The organism is Rhizobacter sp. OV335 (assembly GCF_900142965.1).
In the GTDB taxonomy this organism is placed as follows: domain Bacteria; phylum Pseudomonadota; class Gammaproteobacteria; order Burkholderiales; family Burkholderiaceae_C; genus Rhizobacter.
Genome location: NZ_FRCQ01000043.1, coordinates 13,792 through 35,251, shown reverse-complemented (window position 1 = coordinate 35,251; position 21,460 = coordinate 13,792). Strand labels below are relative to the sequence as shown.

Annotated in this window: 22 protein-coding genes; 12 read left to right on the top strand and 10 right to left on the bottom strand. The window is 70.3% G+C overall.

Going from position 1 to position 21,460, the window contains the following annotated elements:
• Window positions 1-26: 26 nt before the first annotated feature.
• Genes BUE42_RS29305 through BUE42_RS29295 form a run of 3 tightly spaced genes read left to right on the top strand, consistent with a single transcriptional unit; the run spans window position 27 to window position 2,979 of the window.
• Window positions 27-971 carry a DMT family transporter gene (locus tag BUE42_RS29305; protein WP_073468822.1) on the top strand — a complete coding sequence of 315 codons (945 nt, stop codon included), beginning with the start codon at window positions 27-29 and terminating at the stop codon, window positions 969-971.
• Window positions 968-2,146, top strand: coding sequence for an aminotransferase-like domain-containing protein (locus BUE42_RS29300; RefSeq protein WP_073468821.1), 1,179 nt, complete (start codon window positions 968-970; stop codon window positions 2,144-2,146). Before BUE42_RS29305 ends, BUE42_RS29300 begins: the two co-directional genes overlap by 4 nt.
• Window positions 2,143-2,979 carry a PhzF family phenazine biosynthesis protein gene (locus BUE42_RS29295; RefSeq protein WP_073468820.1) on the top strand — a complete coding sequence of 279 codons (837 nt, stop codon included), beginning with the start codon at window positions 2,143-2,145 and terminating at the stop codon, window positions 2,977-2,979. The genes BUE42_RS29300 and BUE42_RS29295 overlap by 4 nt, the downstream gene beginning before the upstream one ends.
• Before the next feature lie 18 nt (window positions 2,980-2,997).
• Here BUE42_RS29295 and BUE42_RS29290 read toward each other — a convergent pair whose 3' ends face one another.
• From BUE42_RS29290 to BUE42_RS29280, 3 genes are all read right to left on the bottom strand, one after another.
• Window positions 2,998-4,236, bottom strand: coding sequence for a Wzz/FepE/Etk N-terminal domain-containing protein (locus BUE42_RS29290; protein ID WP_073468819.1), 1,239 nt, complete (start codon window positions 4,234-4,236; stop codon window positions 2,998-3,000).
• Window positions 4,237-4,240: 4 nt separating this feature from the next.
• Complete coding sequence (locus tag BUE42_RS32760) at window positions 4,241-6,721, bottom strand: polysaccharide biosynthesis/export family protein (RefSeq protein WP_235002691.1); 2,481 nt, start codon at window positions 6,719-6,721, stop codon at window positions 4,241-4,243.
• 141 nt (window positions 6,722-6,862) lie between these two features.
• The gene (locus BUE42_RS29280) at window positions 6,863-7,315 is read right to left on the bottom strand and encodes a c-type cytochrome (protein ID WP_073468818.1); all 453 of its coding nucleotides are present in this window, start codon (window positions 7,313-7,315) and stop codon (window positions 6,863-6,865) included.
• A gap of 170 nt (window positions 7,316-7,485) precedes the next feature.
• On the opposite strand from BUE42_RS29280, the gene BUE42_RS29275 reads away from it, so the two are divergent.
• Window positions 7,486-8,292, top strand: coding sequence for a response regulator (locus BUE42_RS29275; RefSeq protein WP_073468817.1), 807 nt, complete (start codon window positions 7,486-7,488; stop codon window positions 8,290-8,292).
• Window positions 8,293-8,399: 107 nt separating this feature from the next.
• Entirely contained in the window at window positions 8,400-8,726 is a 327-nt protein-coding gene (locus BUE42_RS29270; RefSeq protein WP_073468816.1) for a hypothetical protein, read from the top strand.
• Here BUE42_RS29270 and BUE42_RS29265 read toward each other — a convergent pair whose 3' ends face one another.
• Window positions 8,727-9,632: a DMT family transporter gene (locus BUE42_RS29265; protein ID WP_073468815.1), complete on the bottom strand. Its 906-nt coding sequence runs from the start codon at window positions 9,630-9,632 to the stop codon at window positions 8,727-8,729.
• 2 nt (window positions 9,633-9,634) lie between these two features.
• Window positions 9,635-10,912, bottom strand: a complete 1,278-nt coding sequence (gene lplT / locus BUE42_RS29260) for a lysophospholipid transporter LplT (RefSeq protein ID WP_073468814.1) — start codon at window positions 10,910-10,912, stop codon at window positions 9,635-9,637.
• A gap of 170 nt (window positions 10,913-11,082) precedes the next feature.
• On the opposite strand from lplT, the gene alr reads away from it, so the two are divergent.
• Both alr and arfB read left to right on the top strand, forming a co-directional pair.
• Window positions 11,083-12,183, top strand: a complete 1,101-nt coding sequence (gene alr, locus BUE42_RS29255; RefSeq protein WP_073468813.1) for an alanine racemase — start codon at window positions 11,083-11,085, stop codon at window positions 12,181-12,183.
• Window positions 12,180-12,581, top strand: coding sequence for an alternative ribosome rescue aminoacyl-tRNA hydrolase ArfB (arfB, locus tag BUE42_RS29250; RefSeq protein ID WP_073468828.1), 402 nt, complete (start codon window positions 12,180-12,182; stop codon window positions 12,579-12,581). Before alr ends, arfB begins: the two co-directional genes overlap by 4 nt.
• Before the next feature lie 12 nt (window positions 12,582-12,593).
• Here arfB and BUE42_RS29245 read toward each other — a convergent pair whose 3' ends face one another.
• From BUE42_RS29245 to BUE42_RS29225, 5 genes are all read right to left on the bottom strand, one after another.
• Window positions 12,594-12,989, bottom strand: a complete 396-nt coding sequence (locus BUE42_RS29245; protein WP_073468812.1) for a PIN domain-containing protein — start codon at window positions 12,987-12,989, stop codon at window positions 12,594-12,596.
• A complete protein-coding gene (locus tag BUE42_RS29240; protein ID WP_073468811.1) occupies window positions 12,986-13,264 on the bottom strand; it encodes an AbrB/MazE/SpoVT family DNA-binding domain-containing protein in 279 nt (92 codons plus the stop codon). Before BUE42_RS29240 ends, BUE42_RS29245 begins: the two co-directional genes overlap by 4 nt.
• A 71-nt stretch (window positions 13,265-13,335) precedes the next feature.
• On the bottom strand, window positions 13,336-14,832 hold the full coding sequence (locus tag BUE42_RS29235; RefSeq protein WP_083614730.1) for a methyl-accepting chemotaxis protein: 1,497 nt from the start codon (window positions 14,830-14,832) through the stop codon (window positions 13,336-13,338).
• A gap of 114 nt (window positions 14,833-14,946) precedes the next feature.
• Window positions 14,947-15,570 (bottom strand): LysE family transporter, encoded by a 624-nt coding sequence (locus BUE42_RS29230; RefSeq protein ID WP_073468809.1) that lies wholly within the window; start codon window positions 15,568-15,570, stop codon window positions 14,947-14,949.
• A 44-nt stretch (window positions 15,571-15,614) separates the two neighbouring features.
• On the bottom strand, window positions 15,615-17,078 hold the full coding sequence (locus BUE42_RS29225) for an aminotransferase-like domain-containing protein (RefSeq protein ID WP_073468808.1): 1,464 nt from the start codon (window positions 17,076-17,078) through the stop codon (window positions 15,615-15,617).
• 177 nt (window positions 17,079-17,255) lie between these two features.
• Between BUE42_RS29225 and BUE42_RS29220 the strand changes: the two genes are divergently transcribed.
• The 5 genes from BUE42_RS29220 to BUE42_RS29200 all read left to right on the top strand — a co-directional run bounded on the left by BUE42_RS29220 (window position 17,256) and on the right by BUE42_RS29200 (window position 21,438).
• Window positions 17,256-17,567, top strand: coding sequence for a DUF2917 domain-containing protein (locus BUE42_RS29220; protein ID WP_073468807.1), 312 nt, complete (start codon window positions 17,256-17,258; stop codon window positions 17,565-17,567).
• Window positions 17,564-18,922: a DNA repair protein RadA gene (gene radA, locus BUE42_RS29215; RefSeq protein ID WP_073468806.1), complete on the top strand. Its 1,359-nt coding sequence runs from the start codon at window positions 17,564-17,566 to the stop codon at window positions 18,920-18,922. The genes BUE42_RS29220 and radA overlap by 4 nt, the downstream gene beginning before the upstream one ends.
• A gap of 135 nt (window positions 18,923-19,057) precedes the next feature.
• Window positions 19,058-19,318, top strand: coding sequence for a FeoA family protein (locus BUE42_RS29210; RefSeq protein ID WP_073468805.1), 261 nt, complete (start codon window positions 19,058-19,060; stop codon window positions 19,316-19,318).
• Window positions 19,315-21,159, top strand: a complete 1,845-nt coding sequence (locus BUE42_RS29205) for a ferrous iron transporter B (RefSeq protein ID WP_073468804.1) — start codon at window positions 19,315-19,317, stop codon at window positions 21,157-21,159. The genes BUE42_RS29210 and BUE42_RS29205 overlap by 4 nt, the downstream gene beginning before the upstream one ends.
• A gap of 15 nt (window positions 21,160-21,174) precedes the next feature.
• Window positions 21,175-21,438, top strand: a complete 264-nt coding sequence (locus BUE42_RS29200; RefSeq protein ID WP_073468803.1) for a DUF6587 family protein — start codon at window positions 21,175-21,177, stop codon at window positions 21,436-21,438.
• The last annotated feature ends 22 nt before the right edge of the window (window positions 21,439-21,460 follow it).

Sequence of the window (21,460 nt, the reverse complement as noted above, 5' to 3'; positions counted from 1 at the left end):
GTTGGTCCCCGCGTCTAGACTGGCGCATGGACAAGGAACGCAAGGGCTTGTGGCTGGGCTTTCTCGGGGTCGTGATCTTCGCGATGACGACGCCGATGACGCGGCTGGCCGTCGGCCCGGCGGCCGACCCGCAGCTGTCGCCGCTGTTCGTCGTGGCCGGGCGCGCCGCGTTGGCCGGCGTGTTGAGCCTGGTCTACCTGGTGCTCACCCGGGCGCCGCGGCCGCGCGGCGCGCAGTGGTCGGCGCTGGCCGTCAGCGCTGCCGGCACGGTGGTCGGCTTCCCGCTGTTCCTCGGGCTCGGGCTGCGCGAGGTCGATGCGATGCATGCGGCGGTGATCACCGGCGTGCTGCCGCTGGGCACCGCGATCGCCGCGGCCGTCTTCTTCCGCCAGCGGCCGTCGATCGGCTTCTGGGCCTGCGCGGCGGTCGGCTGCGCGCTGGTGCTGGCGTTCGCGGTCCAGTCCGGCGGTGGCCTGCAATGGGCCGACGGCGTGCTGCTGCTGGCGGTGGTGAGCGGCTCGATCGGCTACGTCGCCGGCGCGCACCTGTCGCGGCAACTGCAGGCCGAGCACGTGATCTGCTGGGTGCTGGCGATCAGCATGCCGTTCACGCTGCCGCTGATGGCCTGGACCTGGCCGGCGCAGCCGGTGCACACCGGCGCCTGGATCGGCTTCGGCTACGTCACGCTGTTCTCGATGTGGCTCGGCTTCTTCGCGTGGTACCGCGGGCTCGCGCTCGGCGGTACGCTGCGCGTGAGCCAGGTGCAGCTGGTGCAGCCCTTCCTGACCTTGCTGTTCGCGGTGCCGGTGCTCGGCGAGCGGCTGTCGGCCAGCACGGTGTTGTTCTCGCTCGCGGTGATCGCCACGGTGTTCGTCGGGCGCAAGATGCCGACTCACTCGCCTGTCCCCCCTTCTCCCCCTGTCTCTCCCCCCGTCACCTCTCCCGTCACGTCCTCAAGGAACTCCGCATGACCTCGCGCACCCCCTGGCAGCTCGCGCAGCGCGCTCACCGCATGAACCCGTCGATCATTCGCGAGATCCTGAAGGTGACCGAACAGCCCGGCATCATTTCGCTCGCCGGCGGCCTGCCGTCGCCCGACAGCTTCCCGATCGACGCGATGCGCGAGGCCACCACCCGCGTGCTGCGCGACAGCCCGCGCGAGGCGCTGCAGTACGCGTCGAGCGAAGGCCTGCCGGCGCTGCGCGAATGGGTCGCCGCGATGCTGCGCGGCCATGGCCAGCAGGTCGACGCCGCGCAGGTGCTGATCACCACCGGCTCGCAGCAGGGCCTCGACCTGGTCGGCAAGGTGCTCGTCGACCCGGGCAGCCGCGTGGCCGTCGAATCGCCGACCTACCTCGGCGCGCTGCAGGCATTCGCGCCGTACGAGCCGGTCTTCACGGCGGTCGACTGCGACGACGACGGCCCGCTGCCCGATGCATTGCACGCTGCCGAGGGCGCGCGCTTCCTGTACCTGCTGCCGAACTTCCAGAACCCGAGCGGCCGCTGCATGAGCGAGGCACGCCGTGCCGCGGTCGTCGCGCGGGCACAGGCGCTGAACCTGCCGCTGGTCGAGGACAACCCGTACGGCGACCTTTGGTTCGACGCCCCACCGCCGCCGCCGCTGGCCGCGCGCTGGCCCGACGGCACGGTCTACCTGGGCTCGTTCTCGAAGGTGCTGGCGCCGGGCCTGCGCCTGGGCTACGTGGTGGCGCCGGCACCGCTGGTGCCGAAGCTGCTGCAGGCCAAGCAGGCCGCCGACCTGCACACGCCGGGCTTCAACCAGCGCGTGGTGCACGAGGTGATCCGCGACGGCTTCCTCGACACGCACGTGCCGACCATCCGCGCGCGCTACAAGGCGCAGCGCGATGCGATGCGCGCCGCGCTCGAGGCCCACATGCCGGCCGGCTGCCACTGGACGGTGCCGACCGGTGGCATGTTCTTCTGGGTCGAGCTGCCGGCCGGCATCGATGCGATCGCGCTGCTGCCGAAGGCAGTCGCCAAGGGCGTGGCCTTCGTGCCGGGCTCGGCATTCTTCGCCGAACATGCGCGGGCCAACACGATGCGGCTGTCGTTCGTCACCGTGTCGCCCGAGCAGATCGAACGCGGCATCCGTGCGCTGGCCGAGGCGCTGAAGGAGGCGGCATGACGCGTTTCTCATTCGCTCAAGTCGATGTGTTCACCGAGGTCGCGTTGAAGGGCAACCCGCTCGCGGTCGTGCATGGCGCCGATGCGCTCGACGACGCGCAGATGCAGGTCTTCGCACGCTGGACCAACCTGTCGGAGACGACCTTCCTGCTGCAGCCGTCCGACCCGCTGGCCGACTACCGGGTGCGCATCTTCACGCCCGGCGGCGAGCTGCCGTTCGCCGGTCACCCGACGCTCGGCAGCTGCCACGCCTGGCTCGAGGCCGGCGGCGTGCCGAAAACGCCCGGCGCGGTCGTGCAGCAATGCGGCGTCGGCCGGGTCGACATCCGGCTCGACGGCGAACGCGCGGCCTTCGCGGCGCCGCCGCTGCGCAAGGAGCCGGTCGCCGAGGCCGAGCTGTCGCTGGTGCTGGCCGCGCTCGGCCTGCCCCGCGAGCAGGTGCTGCAGGCGCAATGGCTCGACAACGGTCCGCGCTGGCTCGGCCTGCTGCTCGACCGGGCCGCGACCGTGCTGGCGCTGGAGCCGGACCATGCGGCGCTGAAGGGGCTGGCCAAGGTCGGCGTGATCGGGCCGCACGAAGAGGTCGCGCCGTGCCGGTTCGAGGTGCGCGGGTTCGCCGCGACTATCGGCATCCCGGAAGACCCGGTCACCGGCAGCCTGAACGCGAGCCTCGCGCAGTGGCTGATCGGCGCCGGGCTCGCGCCGGCGCAGTATGTCGCCGCGCAAGGCACGCGGCTCGGCCGGGCCGGTCGCGTGCACATCGCGCAGGTCGACGGCCGGGTGTGGGTCGGCGGACACAGCGTCAGCTGCATCCGTGGCGAGCTGGCGCTCTGAGCGCTCCTCTGAAGGAACTCAGGCGCGGCGCCAGCGCCATGCCTGCCGGATCGCCTGCCAGGCCGCTGCGCGCGATGGATCTTGCGCATTCACCAGCGCCCTGTAACGACGCCAGACGACAAACATCGAGGCGGCGATGAAGGCCAGCAGCGTCGTCGCCAGCACGATCACGGCGCGTGCCGGCTTCGATTTGCGGTCTGGTTTTTGGGCGATGTCCACCTGCTGCAAGGACGGACCTTCCTTCGCTTCATCCAGCTTCGCGATCTCGAACTGCCGCAGCATGCTCTCGAGCAAGGTTTCCTGGAACTTCACCTCGCGCCGGGCGCGGATGTAGTCGACCGCTGCGGCCGGCAGCTTGCCGACCGGAATGTCGATGCTGCCGGTGGCCGCCCCGGGCGAGGCCGTTTCCATGCGCGCCAGTTCGGCGCGCAGGCCGGCCAGCTCGGAGTTCAGGCGCTGCACGTCCGGGTTCTCGGACGTCGCGCCGGTCCGCAGCACGCGCAAACGAACCTCGCGCTCGGCGATCTGCGCCTTCAGCTGGGCAACGCCGGTGATGATGGCCTCGGCCTGCTTGTCCAGCACGACCATCCCCGATTTCTCCTGCACGGCGCGCAGCGATTGCTCGGCCTGGATCAGGTTCTCCTTCGTGTCCTTCAGCTGCTGCTCGAAGAACACACGGCGCTGCTGCGCCTCGGACACTGCGAGGCGGCCGAGCAGCCTGGTCACTTCGGCGGCATGCGCGTTGGCCAGGTCGGCAGAGAACTGCGGCTCCTTGTCATCGACCTCCACCGTCAGCACGCCGGACTTCTTGTCAGAGGTGACGTGGATGTTGGCCGCCATCTCCTTGCGCAGGCTTTCGTAGGATTTGGCTTCGTAGCGCTGCATCAGGTTGAAACGGCTGGCCAGCGCGCGCTGGACGCTGTCGCTCTTCAGCAGGCTCACGTACAGCTCGTCGGGGGTCTTCGCGCTGATGCCGCCGGCCAGTCCGCCCAGCGAACCCAACGCGGCCAGGGCCGCTGCCGAGCTGCTCTGCTGCTGCGAACCGGGCGCCAGCAGCGTGGTGCGCGCGGTGTAGAGGTTCGGCAGCAACAGCGCGACCGCCACAGCGCCGACGGCCGCGGTCGCGGTCGCGGCGGCCACCCAGCGCTTGCCGTCGCCGAGCCACACCAGCAGGTCCATCAGGCTGACTGACGGCCCGTCGTCCTCCAGCTCGTCGAGGGAGGGAGAAAGAACCTCAGGGTTGTCGATGGCGCTCATTCGCTCAGTCTCCGCGCAGCGTCTTGATGGCCGCCGCACCCAGGCCGAACTGGTAGAAGATCTGCGAGAAGTCCTTCAGGTTGCGGATGGTGGCCCGACCCCAGCTTTCGTAGTCGAGCTGGTTCGGCACCACCACCGCGTCGCCCGGCTGCAGCGCCTGCGATTCCAGGCTGCCGAACCAGCCGCGGCGTTCGTTCGCATGGCTGACGGTGCCGTCGGCGCGCAGCACGAACATGTTGGACGGCTCGGCGGCTTCGTCGAGGCCGGCCAGCTTGACGTAGTCGCCGACGGTGCGGTTCGGCTTCCACAGGAAGGCGTTGTTGTTGACGACCGCGCCGGCCACCGTCACGAAGCCGGGTCGGCTGGGCACCACGATGCGGTCGGCGTTCTCGAGCGGCACGTCCGGCAGCTGGCTCACCGAGGTGGTTTCGGGCGTGAGTTCGAGCGCCACGCGGCCGTTCGGCTGCACGCGGCTCAGGCGCGTCATCTGGGCCTGCGTCGCGGCGGAACTGATCGCCGCGCCACCGGCCTGCTCGTCACGCCGGTTGGCCGCTTCGCGAGCCGCCTGCTGTGCCGACAGCACCTCCAGCCGGGCGATCGCCGACTGCAGGTTCTCGCGCTGGCGCTTGCGGGTTTCCTCGCGGCTGAATTCCAGGCCGTACACATACGCCTGCGGCGTGAAGCCACCGGCCCGCGTGATCAGCTGGGCCAGCGTCTCGCCGGGCAGCAACTGGTAGACGCCGGGCGCACCGACCTCGCCTTCCACCGAGACCAGCCGGGTCTGCCGGGCCACTGGCACGCGGATGTCCTTCTGGCTGTAGATGGTGACGACGTCGCCGGCCTTCAACTCGATGTTGTTGTCGGCGTCGCCCTGCAGCACCGCCTTGCCGAGGTTGAACGGGATCACCTGCGTGCTGAGGTCCTTGTCGCTGAGCCGTTCGACGACGGCGTAGTCCCAGTTCAGCTCGTCGAACAGCGTGGCCGGCGTGCGCTTCGATTCGGCCGCGGCCAGGCGGTCCATGCGGCGGCGCGCGCGCTCGCCTTCGGTGAGCGGGAAGCGGTTCGGGTCGCGCACCGCGTAAGGATCGTTGGCAGGCACGTAGGCAGGCACCGGCTCGGTGACGCCGTTCTGGTCGACCGGCGCGCCGGTCGCGCCGGCGGCGCTGGTGCGCCCGGTGGTCGCGGCGGCATTGGCCGCGTTGCGGGCCGATCGCTGCTGCGCCTCTTCGAGCAGCAGGTCATCGTCGTCGGGAAGCACCTGCACCAGCAGGTTCTTGCGCCGGTAGAAGTCCGGCGAGACCAGCGCTTCCTTGTCCGGGATCAGGTCGCGGATGCGCATGCCCGGCGTGAAGGCATAGCGCAGCGGCTGGGCCACGTGGCCCTTCAGCGTCACGGCGTTCGAGAACTTCGGCGAGATCGTCAGCAGCGTCACGATGTCGCCATCGCGCAGCGGGTGCTGCAGGCCGGTGGCGTCGAGCTTGAAATCCTCGACATAGCGCGCGGCCGGCGACTGTGCCGGGTCGATGCGCTCGAGCTGCACGCGGTTCGGGTTGGTCAGCACCGGCGAGCCGCCGGCATAGCGCAGCAGCTCGGCGACGGGCTCCTGCGTGCCCTTCAGTTCGTAGATCGCCGCGTTGTCGAGCGCACCGCTCAGCGCGACGCGCGGCCCGACCGGCTGGAACACCAGCACGTCGCCGGCGGCCAGCTGCAGGTCCTTGGACTTGTCGCCCCGCACGAGGAAATCGTAGATGTCGAGCTCGGACACCAGCTGGTTGTCGCGGCGCAGCTGCACGCGGCGCATCGAGCCGTTCGGGCCGGGGCCGCCGGCCGCCACCACCGCCGACAGCATCGTGGCCTGGCTGGGCACCGTGTAGACGCCCGGCAGGCGGGCCGGGCCGACGACGAACACTTTCAAGCCGCGCAGCTTGCCGAGCGACACGCTGAGGTTGAAGTTGCGGTACAGCCGGCCGATCTGCGCGCGCAGCTGGCCCTCGAGTTCGGAGGCCTTGATGCCCGAGACCGTGAAGCTGCCGATCTTCGGCAGGTTCAGCTGGCCGTTGCGGTCGACGGTGCTGCGATAGTCGACGTCGATCGAGCCCCAGGCCCGCACCAGCACTTCGTCGCCGGGGCCGACGGTGTAGTCCGCCGTGACGGGAACGTTGTCGACCGGCTGGGTGGCGCGCGAGGCCTCGGCAAAGAAGTTGCTGCCGAAGGGCTGCAGCTGGCGACCGGTCGCGGCCTCGACGAAGCGCTGGAACTCGCTCGGCTTCGGTGGCGGCAGGTTGCGCAGGCGGGCGGTGGCGTCGTCGTCGTCGCGTCGTGCCGGCTGCCCGGGTGTAGGGACGTTGCGCAGCGTGCTGCCGCTGGTCGGCGCGTAGCCGGTGCCGGCGGCGTTGGGAGCGCTGGCGGCCGTCGCGTAGGCCGGGGTGCTGAACGTGCCGCCGGGCGGCAGTTCGTCGGCAGCCGCCGCGAGCCCGGCATGCAACGGAAGCAGGACGGCGAGGACGCACGCGGCTCGTAAACAAGACACAGTCATTCGAAGCGGGCTCGTGAAGGCAACCCCGAATGGTAGCGGATGGCCTCCCGTGCCCGCCGGCCTCACGGCCGCCTGCCGCTCACTCGTCGACTACTCCTTGCGGTAGGTGTCGTGGCAGCCCTTGCACGCCTGGCCCACGGCGCCGGCCGCGGTCTTCAGCGTGTCGACGTTGCCGGCCTTGGCGACGACGTTCAGCTTCTCCATCGCGTCCTGCATCTTGGTCGCGGCGGCCTTGAACTTGTCCTGTTCGGTCCAGATCTCCGGCTTGGCCTTGGTGTCGCCCTTGTCGGTGCCGTCGATGAAGCCGGCGAACGGCAGCTTGGACATCATCGTCGCGATCTCGGCGTTGTCGGCGGCGACCTTGGCGTCGAACGGAACCCGCCCGTTGGCCATCGCGGCCACGCGGCCGAAGTGGCTCGCCATCACCGTGAAGGCGGCCTTGCGGTACTTGACCGCGTCTTCGGGTTTGGCGAACTGGGCGGCTGCCGGCAGCGCGGCGGCGAGGCCGACGACGGCGGCGGCAACGAGGATCGAACGATTCATGCGGGATCTCCTGGCGTGAAGCTTGGGGGTTGCTTGTCGTCGAACGCCGCGTGCGAGCGGCATCCGCAGGCCAGTGTACGCAGCAGGGCCGCATTCCATTCCCGGCGCTTGACGCGTCGCGCCACCGCACCGAACATCATCGCCACACCTACACAAAAAGGGAGCACACGATGACCGAGCGCATCCGCCTGCGGTATTCGGTGGCGTTGCAGGGGTTCAGCGATTTCGAGCGCGAGGGCGTGCATTCGTTCCTGCGCCTGGCCGAGCAGCGCGCACCGGCCTACGAGCGTGCTGCCGACCTGGCCGAGGCCGATTTCGTGATCGCCGATGCCGACCAGCCGGCCGCGATCGCCGCGGTGACCGCCGCCGGGCGGCTGGCCGACACCGTCTTCATCGGCACCCGGGCACCGGCCGGCGCGGCGGCCCACCTGCCGCGCCCGATCGAGCCGACCCGCATCGTGCGCGAGCTCGACCTGCTGCTCGAACAGCGGCTCGCGCTGCTCGACGAGCCGCCGCAGGCCGACTGGGTCGCCTCCGGCCCCGGCCTGTTCGACGAAGCCGCCGTCGCCGGCAGCGGCCGTGTCGTGAAGGACGTGCTGGTCGTCGACGACAGCCGCATCGCGCTCAAGTTCCTGCAGGTGCGGCTGATGCGCCTCGGCTACCGCGTGCACCTGGCGCGCAACAGCACCCAGGCCCTCGACCGGATGACCTTGCACAGCTTCGCGCTGGCCTTCATCGACATCGCGCTCGGGGCGGACAGCCCGATGGACGGCCTGCAGCTGTGCCAGTTCATGAAGCAGACCGCCCGCCAGTCGGCCGGCGGGCCACGCATCGTGCTGATCACCGGGCAGGCGGCTCCCGCCGAACGGGTGCGCACCTCGCTGGCGGGCAGCGACGCCTACCTGGCCAAGCCGCTGATGGACCCCGAGTTCCTGCAGACGCTGCGCCAGCTCGACCCCGACTTCGTCGCGCCCTGACACCACCCGAAGGCGCGGCCGGTCCAGGGGGATTCGATCGCGTCCATTTGAGAATCATTCTCATCTGAGATAGCATCGCTCCATTGCCACTGTCGAGGGAGCGTCGCATGGACCTGCTCGTCGAAGAACACCAGATGCCGGGTGTCGAGGCCGTGCTCGCGGGCACCCTCGCGTTGATGACCGGCTACAGCCAGTACCTGCAGGCCGCCAGCGACCCGGCGCACCGGGCGGGGATGGGCGAGAAGATCGCGCACAACCTCGCGATGCTGGCCGCGCACCCGCAGCTGTCGGGCGATTGCCGCTGCGTGCTGTGGCACCTGCACGAGCGCTGGGCGGTGATGGCCGGCTGCACCCGTGATGCCGGCGCGGCCTGCCACGCACCGCAATCGCCGGCCGAGGTCTTCAGCCTGCCGGGCACGCGCACGCTCCAGTGATCAGCGTTCGAAGGCCGACAGCAGCGCGGCCGCGAGGATCAGCGCGCCGCCCATCAGCACCGTCGGCGTCAGCGTGCCGGCCCCGAGCGCGGTGGCCGACAGCGTCGCGAACACCACCTCGCACAGCATCACGACCGACGTGACGTTGGCCGGCAGCCGCGACGCGCCGTACTGCAGCGCGAGGTTGCTGACCAGGAACGCGAGGCTCAGCGCGCCGATTGCCAGCAGCCAGCCGGTGTGCGGCGCCGGCAGCCACGGCATCAGCGCCTGCGACGCGAGCGTGCTCGCCAGCGTGCCGGCCACCAGCACGCCGCCGCAGAACATCGCCAGCGCCCGCGCCTCTTCCGGCCGGTGCGCCTGGTGGCGCAGCATCACGTTGTTGAGCGCGAACGAGAAGCCGCCGAGCACCGCCAGCCAATCGGGCAGCGACTGCGGCAACGGCAGCGCGACGCCCGCGCCGGCCGGCTTCAGCACGATGAACGCGCCGGCCAGTGCCAGCGCGACGCGCAGCGCGGCGGTCGGCGTGAAGGCTTCCTTCAGCACCAGCCGCGACAGCAGCACCGCCCACAGCGGCATCAGGTAGAACAGCAAGATCACGCGCACCACGTCGCCGATCACCATCGCCCAGTTGAAGGCCGCGTTGGTGGTGCCCGACGCGAGCACCAGCAGCCACAGGCTGGGCGTGCGCAGCAGCGTGCCGAGGGCGCGGCGGCGCGTCGCGAGGATCAGCAGCACCGCAATGCCGTACACCAGCACGGTGGCCCACAGCGGGTGCAGCCCGAGCGCCTGCAGCTCGCGGAACGGCCACCACGAGACGCCCCACACCAGCGCGTTGAAGGCGAGGGCGAGCGCGGGAAGGAGGCCGGGGGCGGTGCGCACGTCGCGGCCGGCGGCGGCGGGCGTCACGCTCAATGCTTGTCGCTGCGGGCCAGGGCGAGCAGGTGATCGACCTCGTCGCGGTACACGACCAGGTTGCGCGCATGCCAGCGGCGGATCAGCCACATCGTGCCGGCGACGACCAGGCCGAACACCGTGATCGACGCGAACGCCGACATGCCGAACTTCGTCATGCCGGTGTAGAACGCGCCGAGCCCGAGGATGCAGGCCTGCTCGTTGAAGTTCTGCACCGCGATCGAGCGGCCGGCGCCCATCAGGTTGTGCCCGCGGTGCTGCAGCAGCGCGTTCATCGGCACCACCAGGTAGCCGCCGATCGCGCCGAGGATCACGAGGAAGGGCGCAGCCACCCAGACGTTGTGGAGGAAGTTCAGGCCGATCACCAGCACGCCCATCACGATGCCGAGCGGGATCACGTTGGTCGCCTGGTCGAGCCGCACCCGCATCGATGCCGCGATCGCGCCGACCGCGGTGCCGAGCGCGACCACGCCGGCCAGCGTCGACGCCTGGGTGGTCGTGTAGCCCAGCGCGGCCGCGGCCCACGCGAACACGATCACGCGCAGGTTGCCCGACACGCCCCAGAACAGCGTGGTCGTCGACAGCGAGATCTGCCCGAGCTTGTCGCTCCACAGGCGCGCGTTGCAGCTGGAGAAGTCGCGCACCAGCTCGACGACGCTGTGCGACAGCGGCTGCAGCGGGGCCTCGGTGCGCGGGATGCGCAGGTTGAACAGCGCCGCGATCACGTACAGGAACACGATCAGCGAGATCGCGGCCTCGGGCGGCGTGTTGACGCCGGTGTCGACCAGCGGCATGTCGAAGGCGAGCAGGTGCGCCGACACCATGTGGCCGACCAGCTGGCCGCCAAGCAGCAGGCCCAGGATGATCGACAGGATGGTCAGCCCCTCGATCCAGCCGTTGGCCTTCACCAGCTGCGAGTTCGGCAGCAGCTCGGTCAGGATGCCGTACTTGGCCGGCGAGTAGGCCGCGGCACCCAGGCCGACGATGGCGTACGAGACCAGCGGGTGGCTGCCGAACAGCATCATCAGGCAGCCGATCACCTTGATCGCGTTCGACGCGAACATCACCCGCCCTTTCGGCACGGCGTCGGCGAACGCGCCGAGGAACGGGGCGAGGATCACATAGAACAGCGCGAAGATCGGACTCAGCGCGGGGACCTGCCAGGTCGGCGCGTGAGAGGTCTTCAGCAGTTCGATGGCGCTCACCAGCAACGCGTTGTCAGCCAGCGAGCTGAAGAACTGCGCCGACATGATGGTGTAGAAACCTTTTTTCATTCGCTGAGAGCGTGCTGCCTGTCGCATGCCGGGTGGGCCCGGTCATCAATCGATGCAGCGCTCGAAGCGGCCGCTGCTGGTTCCCCGCGGCGGCGGTTATAGCACGCAGGTGCTGGCGACCCCACGGCAAAGCCCGCGATGGCGCGCCTTGCGCTGGCAGAATCCACGCCATGCCGCGTCCGATCGAAGCGCTGATCCACAGCGATGCCCTGAGCCACAACCTGCAGCGCGTCCGCGCCTGCGCCCCCGATGCCCGGGTGTGGGCGATCGTCAAGGCGAACGCCTACGGGCACGGCATCGAGCGGGTGTACGGCGCGCTGCAGGCGGCCGACGGCTTCGCGCTGCTCGACCTGGCGGAGGCCGAGCGGGTGCGCGCGATGGGCTGGCGCGGGCCGATCCTGCTGCTCGAAGGCTGCTTCGAGTCGCGCGACCTCGAGCTGTGCTCGCGCCTGAACCTGTGGCATACGGTGCACCACGAGGCGCAGATCGACTGGCTCGCGATGCACAAGACGACCTGGCCGCACCACGTGTTCCTGAAGATGAACACCGGCATGAACCGGCTCGGCTTCACGCCGGCCGCGTTCCGCACCGCGTGGTTGCGGCTGACGAACCTGCCGCAGGTCGACCAGATCACGCTGATGACGCACTTCTCCGATGCCGACGGGCCGCGCGGCATTGAAGCGCAGGTGGCGGTGTTCAACGCTGCCACCGTCGACCTGGATGGCGAGCGCTCGCTGAGCAACAGTGCGGCCACGCTGCGCTACGCGGCGACACAGCCCGGCGTGCGGGCCGACTGGGTGCGCCCCGGCATCATGGTCTACGGCTCGTCGCCCGATCACCCCGACGCGACGATCGCCGACTGGGACCTGCGCCCGGCGATGACGCTGCGCTCGCAGCTGATCGGCGTGCAGGCGCTGAAGCCGGGCGACACCGTCGGCTACGGCAGCGCATTCACCGCCGAGCGCGAGATGCGCATCGGCGTGGTGGCCTGCGGCTATGCCGACGGCTACCCGCGCGTTGCGCCGGCCGGCACGCCGGTGCTGGTCGACGGTGTGCGCTGCGCGCTGGTCGGCCGGGTGTCGATGGACATGCTGACGGTCGACCTGACGCCGGTGCCGCACGCCGGCCTCGGCAGCGAGGTCACGCTGTGGGGCCGGGGCCCGAACGGCGGCGTGCTGCCGATCGACGACGTGGCGCGGCCGGCCGGCACGATCGGCTACGAGCTGATGTGCGCGCTCGCGCCGCGCGTGCCGACGCACGCCGTGCCGTGACACCGCAGGTCGATCCTGCCGAGGTCGAGTTCAGTGCGATCCGGGCGCAGGGGGCCGGCGGGCAGAACGTCAACAAGGTCTCGAGCGCGATTCACCTGCGCTTCGACATCCGCGCGTCGTCGCTGCCCGAGCCGCTGAAGGAGCGGCTGCTGGCGCTGTCCGACCAGCGCATCACCGGCGAAGGCGTCGTCGTGATCAAGGCGCAGACCTCGCGCAGCCAGGACATGAACCGCCAGGACGCGCTGCAGCGCCTGCAGCAGCTGGTCGACAGCGTGGCCGTGGTGGCGCCGCCGCGGCGTGCGACCAAGCCGACGCGCGGGTCGCAGAAGCGGCGGCTCGAGGGAAAGTCCCAGCGCGGCGACTTGAAGAGTTCGCGGGGCAAGGTGCGCGACGGCTGAAGCCTTGTCGCGTCAGAGCACGTGCACGCCGGGCAGCTTGCGCATTCCGCGGTCGAAGGTGGCAGTGAAATCGCAGCCCCGATGCGCATGCTTGGCAACCACCAGGCAATCAGAAAAACCGCAGGATGCGGTCTCGAACATCGCCGTTGCACGGACGATCGCCTCCCGGTCCTCGAAGGCGAATGCCGCTTCGTCCAGCAGGCTGCGAACCGCTGTCAACTGGGCGGCTTTGTCCTGCGAGAACGCCGACCGCAAGGTCCACACCGCCTCGGCCAGCACGACATCGGTCACCAGCAGGGAACCTGGGGCGCTGCCGTGTTCCGCCAGCAGGGTGTCGATCCGCCTGCCTTGTGCAGGATCGTCATCGAGCCACAGCCGCAGCAGGATGTTCGTGTCGACGCCGATCATCGACGTGGCGTCTTGGGGCGGCCCACTGCAGGCGCGTGCTTGTCACGCAGGTGTTTCGCGATGCCTTCGTCCATCTGCTCGACGGTCAAGGGAGCGGCATGCGGAGATTTGAGGATGCCCCGGATCCGGCGAGCGTCGGGCGTGACGGGCCGGGCGGTGATCGTGTTGTCGGGCAGCACCTGGAAATCCAGCGTCGAGCCGGCATCGAGGCCGAGCCGGTCGCGAATCTCCTTGGGAAGCGTGACCTGACCCTTGCTGGTGAGCGTGGCATACATGGCGAAAGGACTCCAGACCCGTCGGGCGATTCCTTACATTCTAAAGCCGTAAGGAAATCGACAGGGCGGGTTCAGCCGCGCCGCGTCTTGTAGATCCCGCAGCCCAGCACCAGGTCTTGCGCCACCGGCACGATGTACGAGGTCTTCGGCAGCACCTGCCCGTTGGCCGGGTTCAGGAAGTCGTAGTCGACCCAGCCGCCGCCGGCCGCGGCAGCCGCCCACACGTCGTGCGTCAGCTTGGTCACGTCGGTGCCGATGATCTGCTTCGCGCTCTTGCCGACGTTGGCCGGCTTGCCGCCGAACGCGTGGTACACCAGAGCGCGGTCCCACGCGAAGACGTACATGTCGCGGTCGTTGAAGCCGTTGCCCGGTTCGGTGATGCCCGGCAGCGCCGCCGGCCCGCCGCGCTCGTTGTAATACGCGACCGCGCGCTGCACCAGCGCCTGCGCCTCGTCGGCCGTGCCCTGGCGCAGCCGGAAGCCGCCAGCGGCGGCCGACAGCTGCTGCGCTCGCTCGCCCAGCCCGGCACAGGCGCGCGAGGCCTGCTCGACCATCTGCGCGTTCTGCTGCGTCAGCGTGTCGAGCTGCGTCATCGCCTGCGACACCTGCGCGAGGCCGTCGCTCTGCTGGCCGACGGCCGAGGTGATGCGCCCCATCCGCCCGGCGAGCTCGGCGATGCCGCCGACGATGTCGGTCAGCACGCCGCTGACCCGGTCGATGTGGCCGACGCCGCTGGCGGTCTCGGCGCCCGACTGCTCGATCAGCTGCTTGATCTCGCGCGCTGCCTCGCTGCTGCGTTGCGCGAGCGCGCGCACCTCGGCCGCGACGACCGCGAAGCCGCGCCCCTGCTCGCCGGCCCGCGCTGCCTCGACGGCGGCGTTGAGCGCGAGGATGTTGGTCTGGAACGCGATCGAATCGATCACGCCGATGATGTCGCCGACCTTCTCGGAGCCGGTCTTGATCGCGTGCATCGACTCGACCGCCTCGCGCATCGCGCCGCCACCCGAGCCGGCGAGCCCGTGCACGCGCGAGGCCAGTGCCTCGGCCTCGCGGGCGTCGCTCGCGTTCTGGCGCACCGTGGCATCGAGCTGCTGCACGCTGGCCGAGGTCTGCTCCAGGTTGGCCGACTGCTGCTCGGTGCGGCTCGACAGGTCGGCGGTGTCGGCCGTCAGTTCGGCACTGGCCGCGGTGACCAGCAGCGTGCTGCTGCGGATGTCGGCCACCAGCCCGGACAGCGTCTCGTTGACCGCATCGAGCGCGGCGCCGATGCGGGCGAATTCATCGTCGCCGCGGATCTCGACCCGGCGCGACAGGTCGCCCTGCTTCATGCGCGACACCGCGCCGTCGAGCGCGCCCAGCGCGCCGGCCATCTGCAGGTACAGCGCGAGCAGCAGGTAGGCCAGCAGCACCGCGACCGCGATCAACGCGAGGCTGCCCCAGTGCGTCCAGCCGTGCTGCTGCACCCAGGCGCCGAGTGCGGCCGCCCCCAGCAGCGCACAGCCGATGGCCAACAGCGAGAGCTTCGCGCCGAGCCCCAGCCTGCCGAATGCGGTGACTCCCGGGCCCATCGGCCCCCCACTGCGATGCACGTCCATCCGCCCCCCGTTGGTGTTGCCACCCGATCGGCCCGGGCGGTCGGGCGATCGTACAGGCGCTGCCGCGCCGCGTGCAAACCGCGCGGGTCAGGCGCGCTTGAAGAGTGCCAGGAATGCCGCAGCGGCGACGAACAGGCTGCCGAACAGGCGGTTCAACGCGCGGATCTGCAGCGGCGACTTCAGCAACCGCAGCAGCCGCGACGCGAGCGCGGTGTAGCCGGCCATCACGACCAGGTCGGTGAACATCAGCGTCGCGCCGATCACGCCGTACTGCGGGGCGAGCGGCTGCGCCAGGTCGAGGAACTGCGGCACCACGGCGAGCAGGAACACCGTGCCCTTCGGGTTGACCGCGTTGACCATCCAGCCGCGCAGCACCAGGGTGCGCCGCGTCACCTGGCCCTCCTCCGTGGCGACCACCACCGGGGTGAGCGGCGCGCGCCATTGCTTGATGCCCAGCCAGACCAGGTAGCCCACGCCGGCCCACTTGACGGCAGCGAAGGCGAGGCTCGAGGCGGCGATCAGCGCCCCCAGTCCCAGCCCGACGACGACCACCTGCGTCCAGATGCCCAGCACCAGGCCGAAGGTCATGAAATAGCCGCGCGCGAAGCCGTGGTTGACGCCCGCGCTCATGGCGGCGACCGCGCCGGCCCCGGGCGACAGGCTGATCGCCCAGGCGGCGGCGAAGAAACGAAGCCAGATAGCGAATTCCATGAGATGTCGATGAAGTGAACGATGAAGTGAAGAGGTGGCACCGCTCAGCCGAGTTGCTCCGCGATGATCTGCCCGAGCCGTTTCAAGCGCGCTTCGAGCAGCGGCGTCCACGGGTCGCCGTAGTGCAGCCGGATGAAGTGATCGAAGCGCGCGCTGCAGGTGAACGTGGCGCCCGGCGCCATGCCGATCAACTCGGCGCACGCCCGCTCGAACACCTTGCGCGAATCCACCTGCGACGGCAACTCGATCCACAGCGCCAGCCCGCCGCGCGGCCGGCTCAGGCGGCAGCCGGGCGGGAAGTATCGCGCGATCGCATCGGCCATCGCCTGCGCCTGGGCTTTCAGCGAGGCGCGCAGCCGGCGCATGTGGTGGTCGTAGCCGCCGTCGGCCAGGAACTCGGCGATCACCTCCTGCTGCAGCTGCACGCCCGGCGACGAGGTGCGGAACTTGATCGACTGGCACTCGCGCAGGTGCCGGCCCGGCGCCATCCAGCCGACGCGGTAGCCGGGCGCCACCGCCTTCGTGAAGGCCGAACACAGGATCACGTCGTCGTGCGCGTCGAAGCTCTTCAGCACCGGCGGGCGCTCGTCGCCGAAATGCAGCTCGCCGTAGATGTCGCTTTCGATCAGCGAGATGCCGCGCTCGGCGGCCAGCGCGACCAGGCGGCGCTTGTTCTCGATCGGCATCAGGCTGCCGACCGGGTTCTGGAAGTTCGGGATCACCACGCAGGCGCGCACCGCGCCGGGCGTGCGCGTGGCGAGGTCGAGCGCCTCGATCGACAGGCCGTCGCGCGGGTGCGACGGGATCTCCAGCGAGCGCATGCCCAGGGTCTCGATCACCTCCAGCAGCATGAAGTAGGTCGGCGATTCGAGCGCGATCGTGTCGCCGGCCTTCGCCACCGAGCGCAGCGCGAGGTGCATCGCCTCCATGCCGCCGTTGGTCAGCAGGATCTCGTCGGGGTGCAGCCGCACGCCGCTGTGGATCGCGCGGCGGGCGATCTCGCGGCGCAGCGCCGGGCTGCCGCCGCTCTCGATGCGCGATGCGTACTCGGGGTGGCGGCGGTTGATGCTGGCCGTCAGCTGGCGCAGCTTGGCCTCGGGCAGCAGGCTGCGGCCGGCCTGCACGCGGAACGACGGCATCGCGCCGGGCTCGTTCGCGACCAGCAGGAACTGGCGCGTCAGGCCGTCGGGCGTGACGAAATCGGCCTTGCTCATGCGGGCGTCGAGCTCGGGCTCGGGCAGCGGCTGCGGGCGCGGCGCGACGAAGTAGCCCGACTTGGGCCGGGCCTCGACCAGCCCGCGGTTCTCGAGCCAGCGGTAGGCGAGCGTCACGGTGGAGGCGCTGACCCCGTGCTGCTGGCACAGCTGCCGCACCGACGGCAGCCGGTCGCCGCCGCGCAGGCTGCCGCAGGCGATCGCCTTCTCCAGCCCGCCGGCCACCGCCTGGTACAGCGGGGACGGTTGCAACAACTGCAGCGGCGCGTCGACATCGAGCAAGGCCTCTTCCATGGGGAGCGATTGTCGCCGTGGCCTGCGCAGCAGCACAGGTACAGAACCGGGCAGTTGTCACCAGCACAGTCGACGCGGCGGGCATCTGTGCCGGTGCAGTTCACGCCGTTCTGGATGTGGTGGACGACGGGGCTTGCCGGAACACTGGTGGCCTGAGGAACTCACGGCGCGACCACCATGACGAAGACACTCCACACCCTGGATCTGCAACTCGCCGTCGGCGAACTGCGCCGCTGGCGTTCGGCCGGCCCGGTCGAGCTGCAGGTGCTGGCCGGCCGCGTGTGGGTCACGCAAAGCGGCGACGAGGACGATCACTTCCTGGCGGCCGGCGACACGCTGCCGCTGCGCCGCGGGGCGCTCACGCTGATCGAGGCGCAGTCGAGCGCGAGCCTGCGCTTGTTCGCGCCCGCGGCGGCCGCGCTGCCGCCGACACCGTGGTGGCGCCGCATCGCAGGCAACCGCCGGCCGGCCGCTACAGTCGCGGGGTGAGCAAACCCAAATCCGTCTACACCTGCAGCGAGTGCGGTGGCACCAGTCCCAAGTGGCTGGGCAAGTGCCCGCAGTGCAACGCCTGGAACACGCTGGTCGAAGGCGTCGCCGAGGCGCCGACCAGGCACCGCTATCAATCGCTGGCCGGCGCGCAGCCGGTCGCCACGCTGTCCGAGATCGAGGCCTCGGACGTCGACCGCCAGCCCACCGGCATCGATGAACTCGACCGCGTGCTCGGCGGCGGCATCGTCGCCGGCGGCGTCGTGCTGATCGGCGGCGACCCCGGCATCGGCAAGTCGACGCTGCTGCTGCAGGCGCTCGATGCGCTGTCGCGCAACATGCGCGCGCTGTACGTCACCGGCGAAGAATCCGGCGCGCAGGTCGCGCTGCGCTCGCGCCGCCTCGGTCTCGACGGCTCGCAGGTGCGGGTGGTCGCCGAGATCCAGCTCGAGAAGATCACCGCGACCATCGACGCCGAGCAGCCGGCGATCTGCGTGATCGATTCGATCCAGACCGTCTACAGCGACCAGCTCACCTCCGCCCCCGGCTCGGTCGCCCAGGTGCGCGAATGCGCCGCACAGCTGACCCGCGTGGCCAAGAGCAGCGGCACCACGATCATCCTGGTCGGGCACGTGACGAAGGAAGGCGCGCTGGCCGGCCCGCGCGTGCTGGAGCACATCGTCGACACGGTGCTGTATTTCGAGGGCGACACCCACAGCAGCTTCCGGCTGGTGCGCGCGATCAAGAACCGCTTCGGCGCGGTCAACGAGATCGGCGTGTTCGCGATGACCGAGAAGGGGCTGAAGGGCGTCGCGAACCCGAGCGCGATCTTTTTGTCGACGCACGGCGAGCCGGTCGCCGGCTCCTGCGTGCTGGTCACGCTGGAGGGCACGCGGCCGCTGCTGGTCGAGATCCAGGCGCTGGTCGATTCCGGCGGCCCGAGCCCGCGGCGCCTGAGCGTCGGCCTCGACCGCGACCGCCTCGCGATGATGCTGGCGGTGCTGCACCGCCATGCCGGCATCGCGTGCCTCGACCAGGACGTGTTCGTCAACGCCGTCGGTGGCGTGCGCATCAGCGAACCGGCGGCCGACCTGGCGGTGATGCTCGCGATCCAGAGCAGCCTGCGCGGGCGGCCGCTGCCGCGCGGCTTCATCGCGTTCGGCGAGGTCGGGCTGGCCGGCGAGGTGCGGCCGGCGCCGCGCGGCCAGGAGCGCCTGAAAGAGGCGGCCAAGCTGGGCTTCAGCGTGGCCGTGGTGCCGAAGGCGAATGCGCCGAAGAAGGCGATCGAAGGGCTGACCATCCACCCGGTCGAGCGCATCGAGGAGGCGATCGACCTGTTGCGCACGCTCAGCTGAGCCGGGCTGACATCGCGCAAAGCGTCACACCGTGACACGTTGGGGTGGGAGCGCCCCTGCGGCCGTGCGGCCAAACAAGAGCTATTATCATTTGCATCGGGCGGCTTTCGCCCTGCCGTGATTGCTCCCGCCCGTATGACCGCTCCCCGTCTTTCCGACCTGCCCGCCGGTGCCCGCGGCACCGTCATCGGCTTGCGCGCCGAGGGCTCGCCCGATCCGCAGATGCTGCACCGCCTGAGCGAGCTGGGCTTCCTGCCCGGCGAGCCGGTGCAGCTGCTGCGCCGCGGCCCGGGCGGGCGCGAGCCGCTCGCGGTGCAGATCGGCGAGACCTTCTTCGCGTTGCGCAAGATCGAGGCGCAGTGCGTCGAGGTCCAGCTCGAAGGGTTGCCGTCATGAGCGCCGAAGCACTCCGCATTGCCCTGGTCGGCAACCCGAACTGCGGCAAGACGGCCCTCTTCAACCTGCTGACCGGCGCGCGCCAGAAGGTCGCGAACTACGCCGGCGTCACCGTCGAACGCAAGGTGGGCAGCGCGACACTGCGCAACGGCCGCACGGTGTCGGTGATCGACCTGCCCGGCGCCTACAGCCTGACGCCGGCCACGCCCGACGAAGAGATCACCCGCGAGATGGTGATGGGCCTGCGTGCCGGCGAGGCCGCGCCCGATGCGCTGGTGGCCGTCGTCGACGCGACCAACCTGCCGATGAACCTGCGCCTGGTGCTCGAGCTGCGCCGGCTCGGCCGGCCGATGATCGTGTCGCTGAACATGGCCGACGTCGCCCGCGCGCGCGGGCTGCAGATCGACGTCGCCAAGCTGTCGGCCGAACTCGGCGTGCCGGTCGTCGAGACCGTCGCGGTGCAGAGCCGCGGCCACGAGGCCCTGCTGGCCCAGCTCGAGAAGCAGGCCGAGTGGCCGACGCCGCCGGCCGTCGCCGACACGCCGACGCTGCCCGAGCTGCAGCGCGAGGTGCGCCGCATCCTGGCGGTCGCAGTGCCCGGCGCGATGCAGTTCAAGCGCTTCAACCACCGCATCGACGCGGTCGTGATGCACCCGGTGTGGGGACTGGTGCTGCTGGCGGGGCTGCTGTTCCTGATGTTCCAGGCGGTGTTCTCGTGGGCCAACGTGCCGATGGACGCCATCAAGGAGGGCATGGCCGCGGCCGGCGAATTCCTGAACGCCCACATGGCCGAGGGCGCGCTGCGCAGCCTGCTGGTCGACGGCGTGATCGCCGGGGCCGGCAGCGTGCTGGTGTTCCTGCCGCAGATCCTGATCCTGTTCCTGTTCATCCTGGTGCTCGAGGATTCGGGCTACCTGCCGCGCGCCGCCTTCCTGCTCGACACCGTGATGGGCAAGGTCGGGCTGTCGGGCCGCGCCTTCATCCCGCTGCTGTCGAGCTTCGCCTGCGCGATCCCCGGCATCATGGCCACGCGCACGATCCCGAACTGGCGCGATCGGCTCGCGACCATCATGGTCGCGCCGCTGATGACCTGCTCGGCACGGCTGCCGGTCTACGCGCTGCTGATCGGCGCCTTCGTGCCCAAGCGCAGCGTCGGCTGGTTCAACCTGCAGGGCGTCACGCTGTTCGTGCTGTACGTGGCCGGCGTCGTGTCGGCGATGGCGGTGGCCTGGGTGCTGAAGCGCTCGTGGATGAAGAGCAGCTACCAGCCGCTGATGCTGGAGCTGCCGCCGTACCGCCTGCCGAACGTCCGCAACCTCGCGATCGGGCTGTGGGAGCGGGCGCGCATCTTCCTGCGCCGCGTCGGCGGGATCATCTTCGCGCTGACGGTGGTGCTGTGGTTCCTGTCCAGCTTCCCCGGCCCGCCCGATGGCGCGACCGGCCCGGCCATCCAGTACAGCCTGGCGGGCTACCTGGGCCGGGCGCTCGAAGTGATCTTCGCGCCGATCGGCTTCAACTGGCAGATCTCGATCGCGCTGGTGCCGGGCCTGGCCGCGCGCGAAGTGGCGGTCGGCGCGCTCGGCACGGTGTACGCGATGTCGGCGGCCGGCGAGGTGGCCGATTCGCTCGCGCCGGTGATCGCGCAGAGCTGGTCGATCGCGACCGCGTACTCGCTGCTCGCGTGGTACGTGTTCGCGCCGCAGTGCATGTCGACGCTCGCGGTGGTGCGCCGCGAGACCAACTCGTGGCGCTATCCGCTGATCATGGCGGGCTACCTGTTCGCGCTCGCCTACATCGCATCCTTCATCACCTACCGCGTCACCTTGTGGCTCGGCGCTTGAACTGAGAGGTCCGCCATGCAAGACCTGATCGTCGGATTGATCGTCCTCGTCTGCTTCGGCTACGCGGTCAACGCGCTGATGCCATCGGCGTTGCGCCGCACGGTGGCCGGGCGCCTCGCGCGCTGGCCGGCGTGGCCGGCACCGATCGCGCAACGGCTGCAGCGGGCTGCGCAGGTGCCGGTCGGCTGTGGCTGCGATGGTTGCGACGTGCCGGCGAAGGCCGCGGCCGCGGCGCAGGCCGGCAAGGGGCAGACGATCCGGATCCACCGGCGTTCCTGAGCGGTTCCGTAGTCCAATGGCG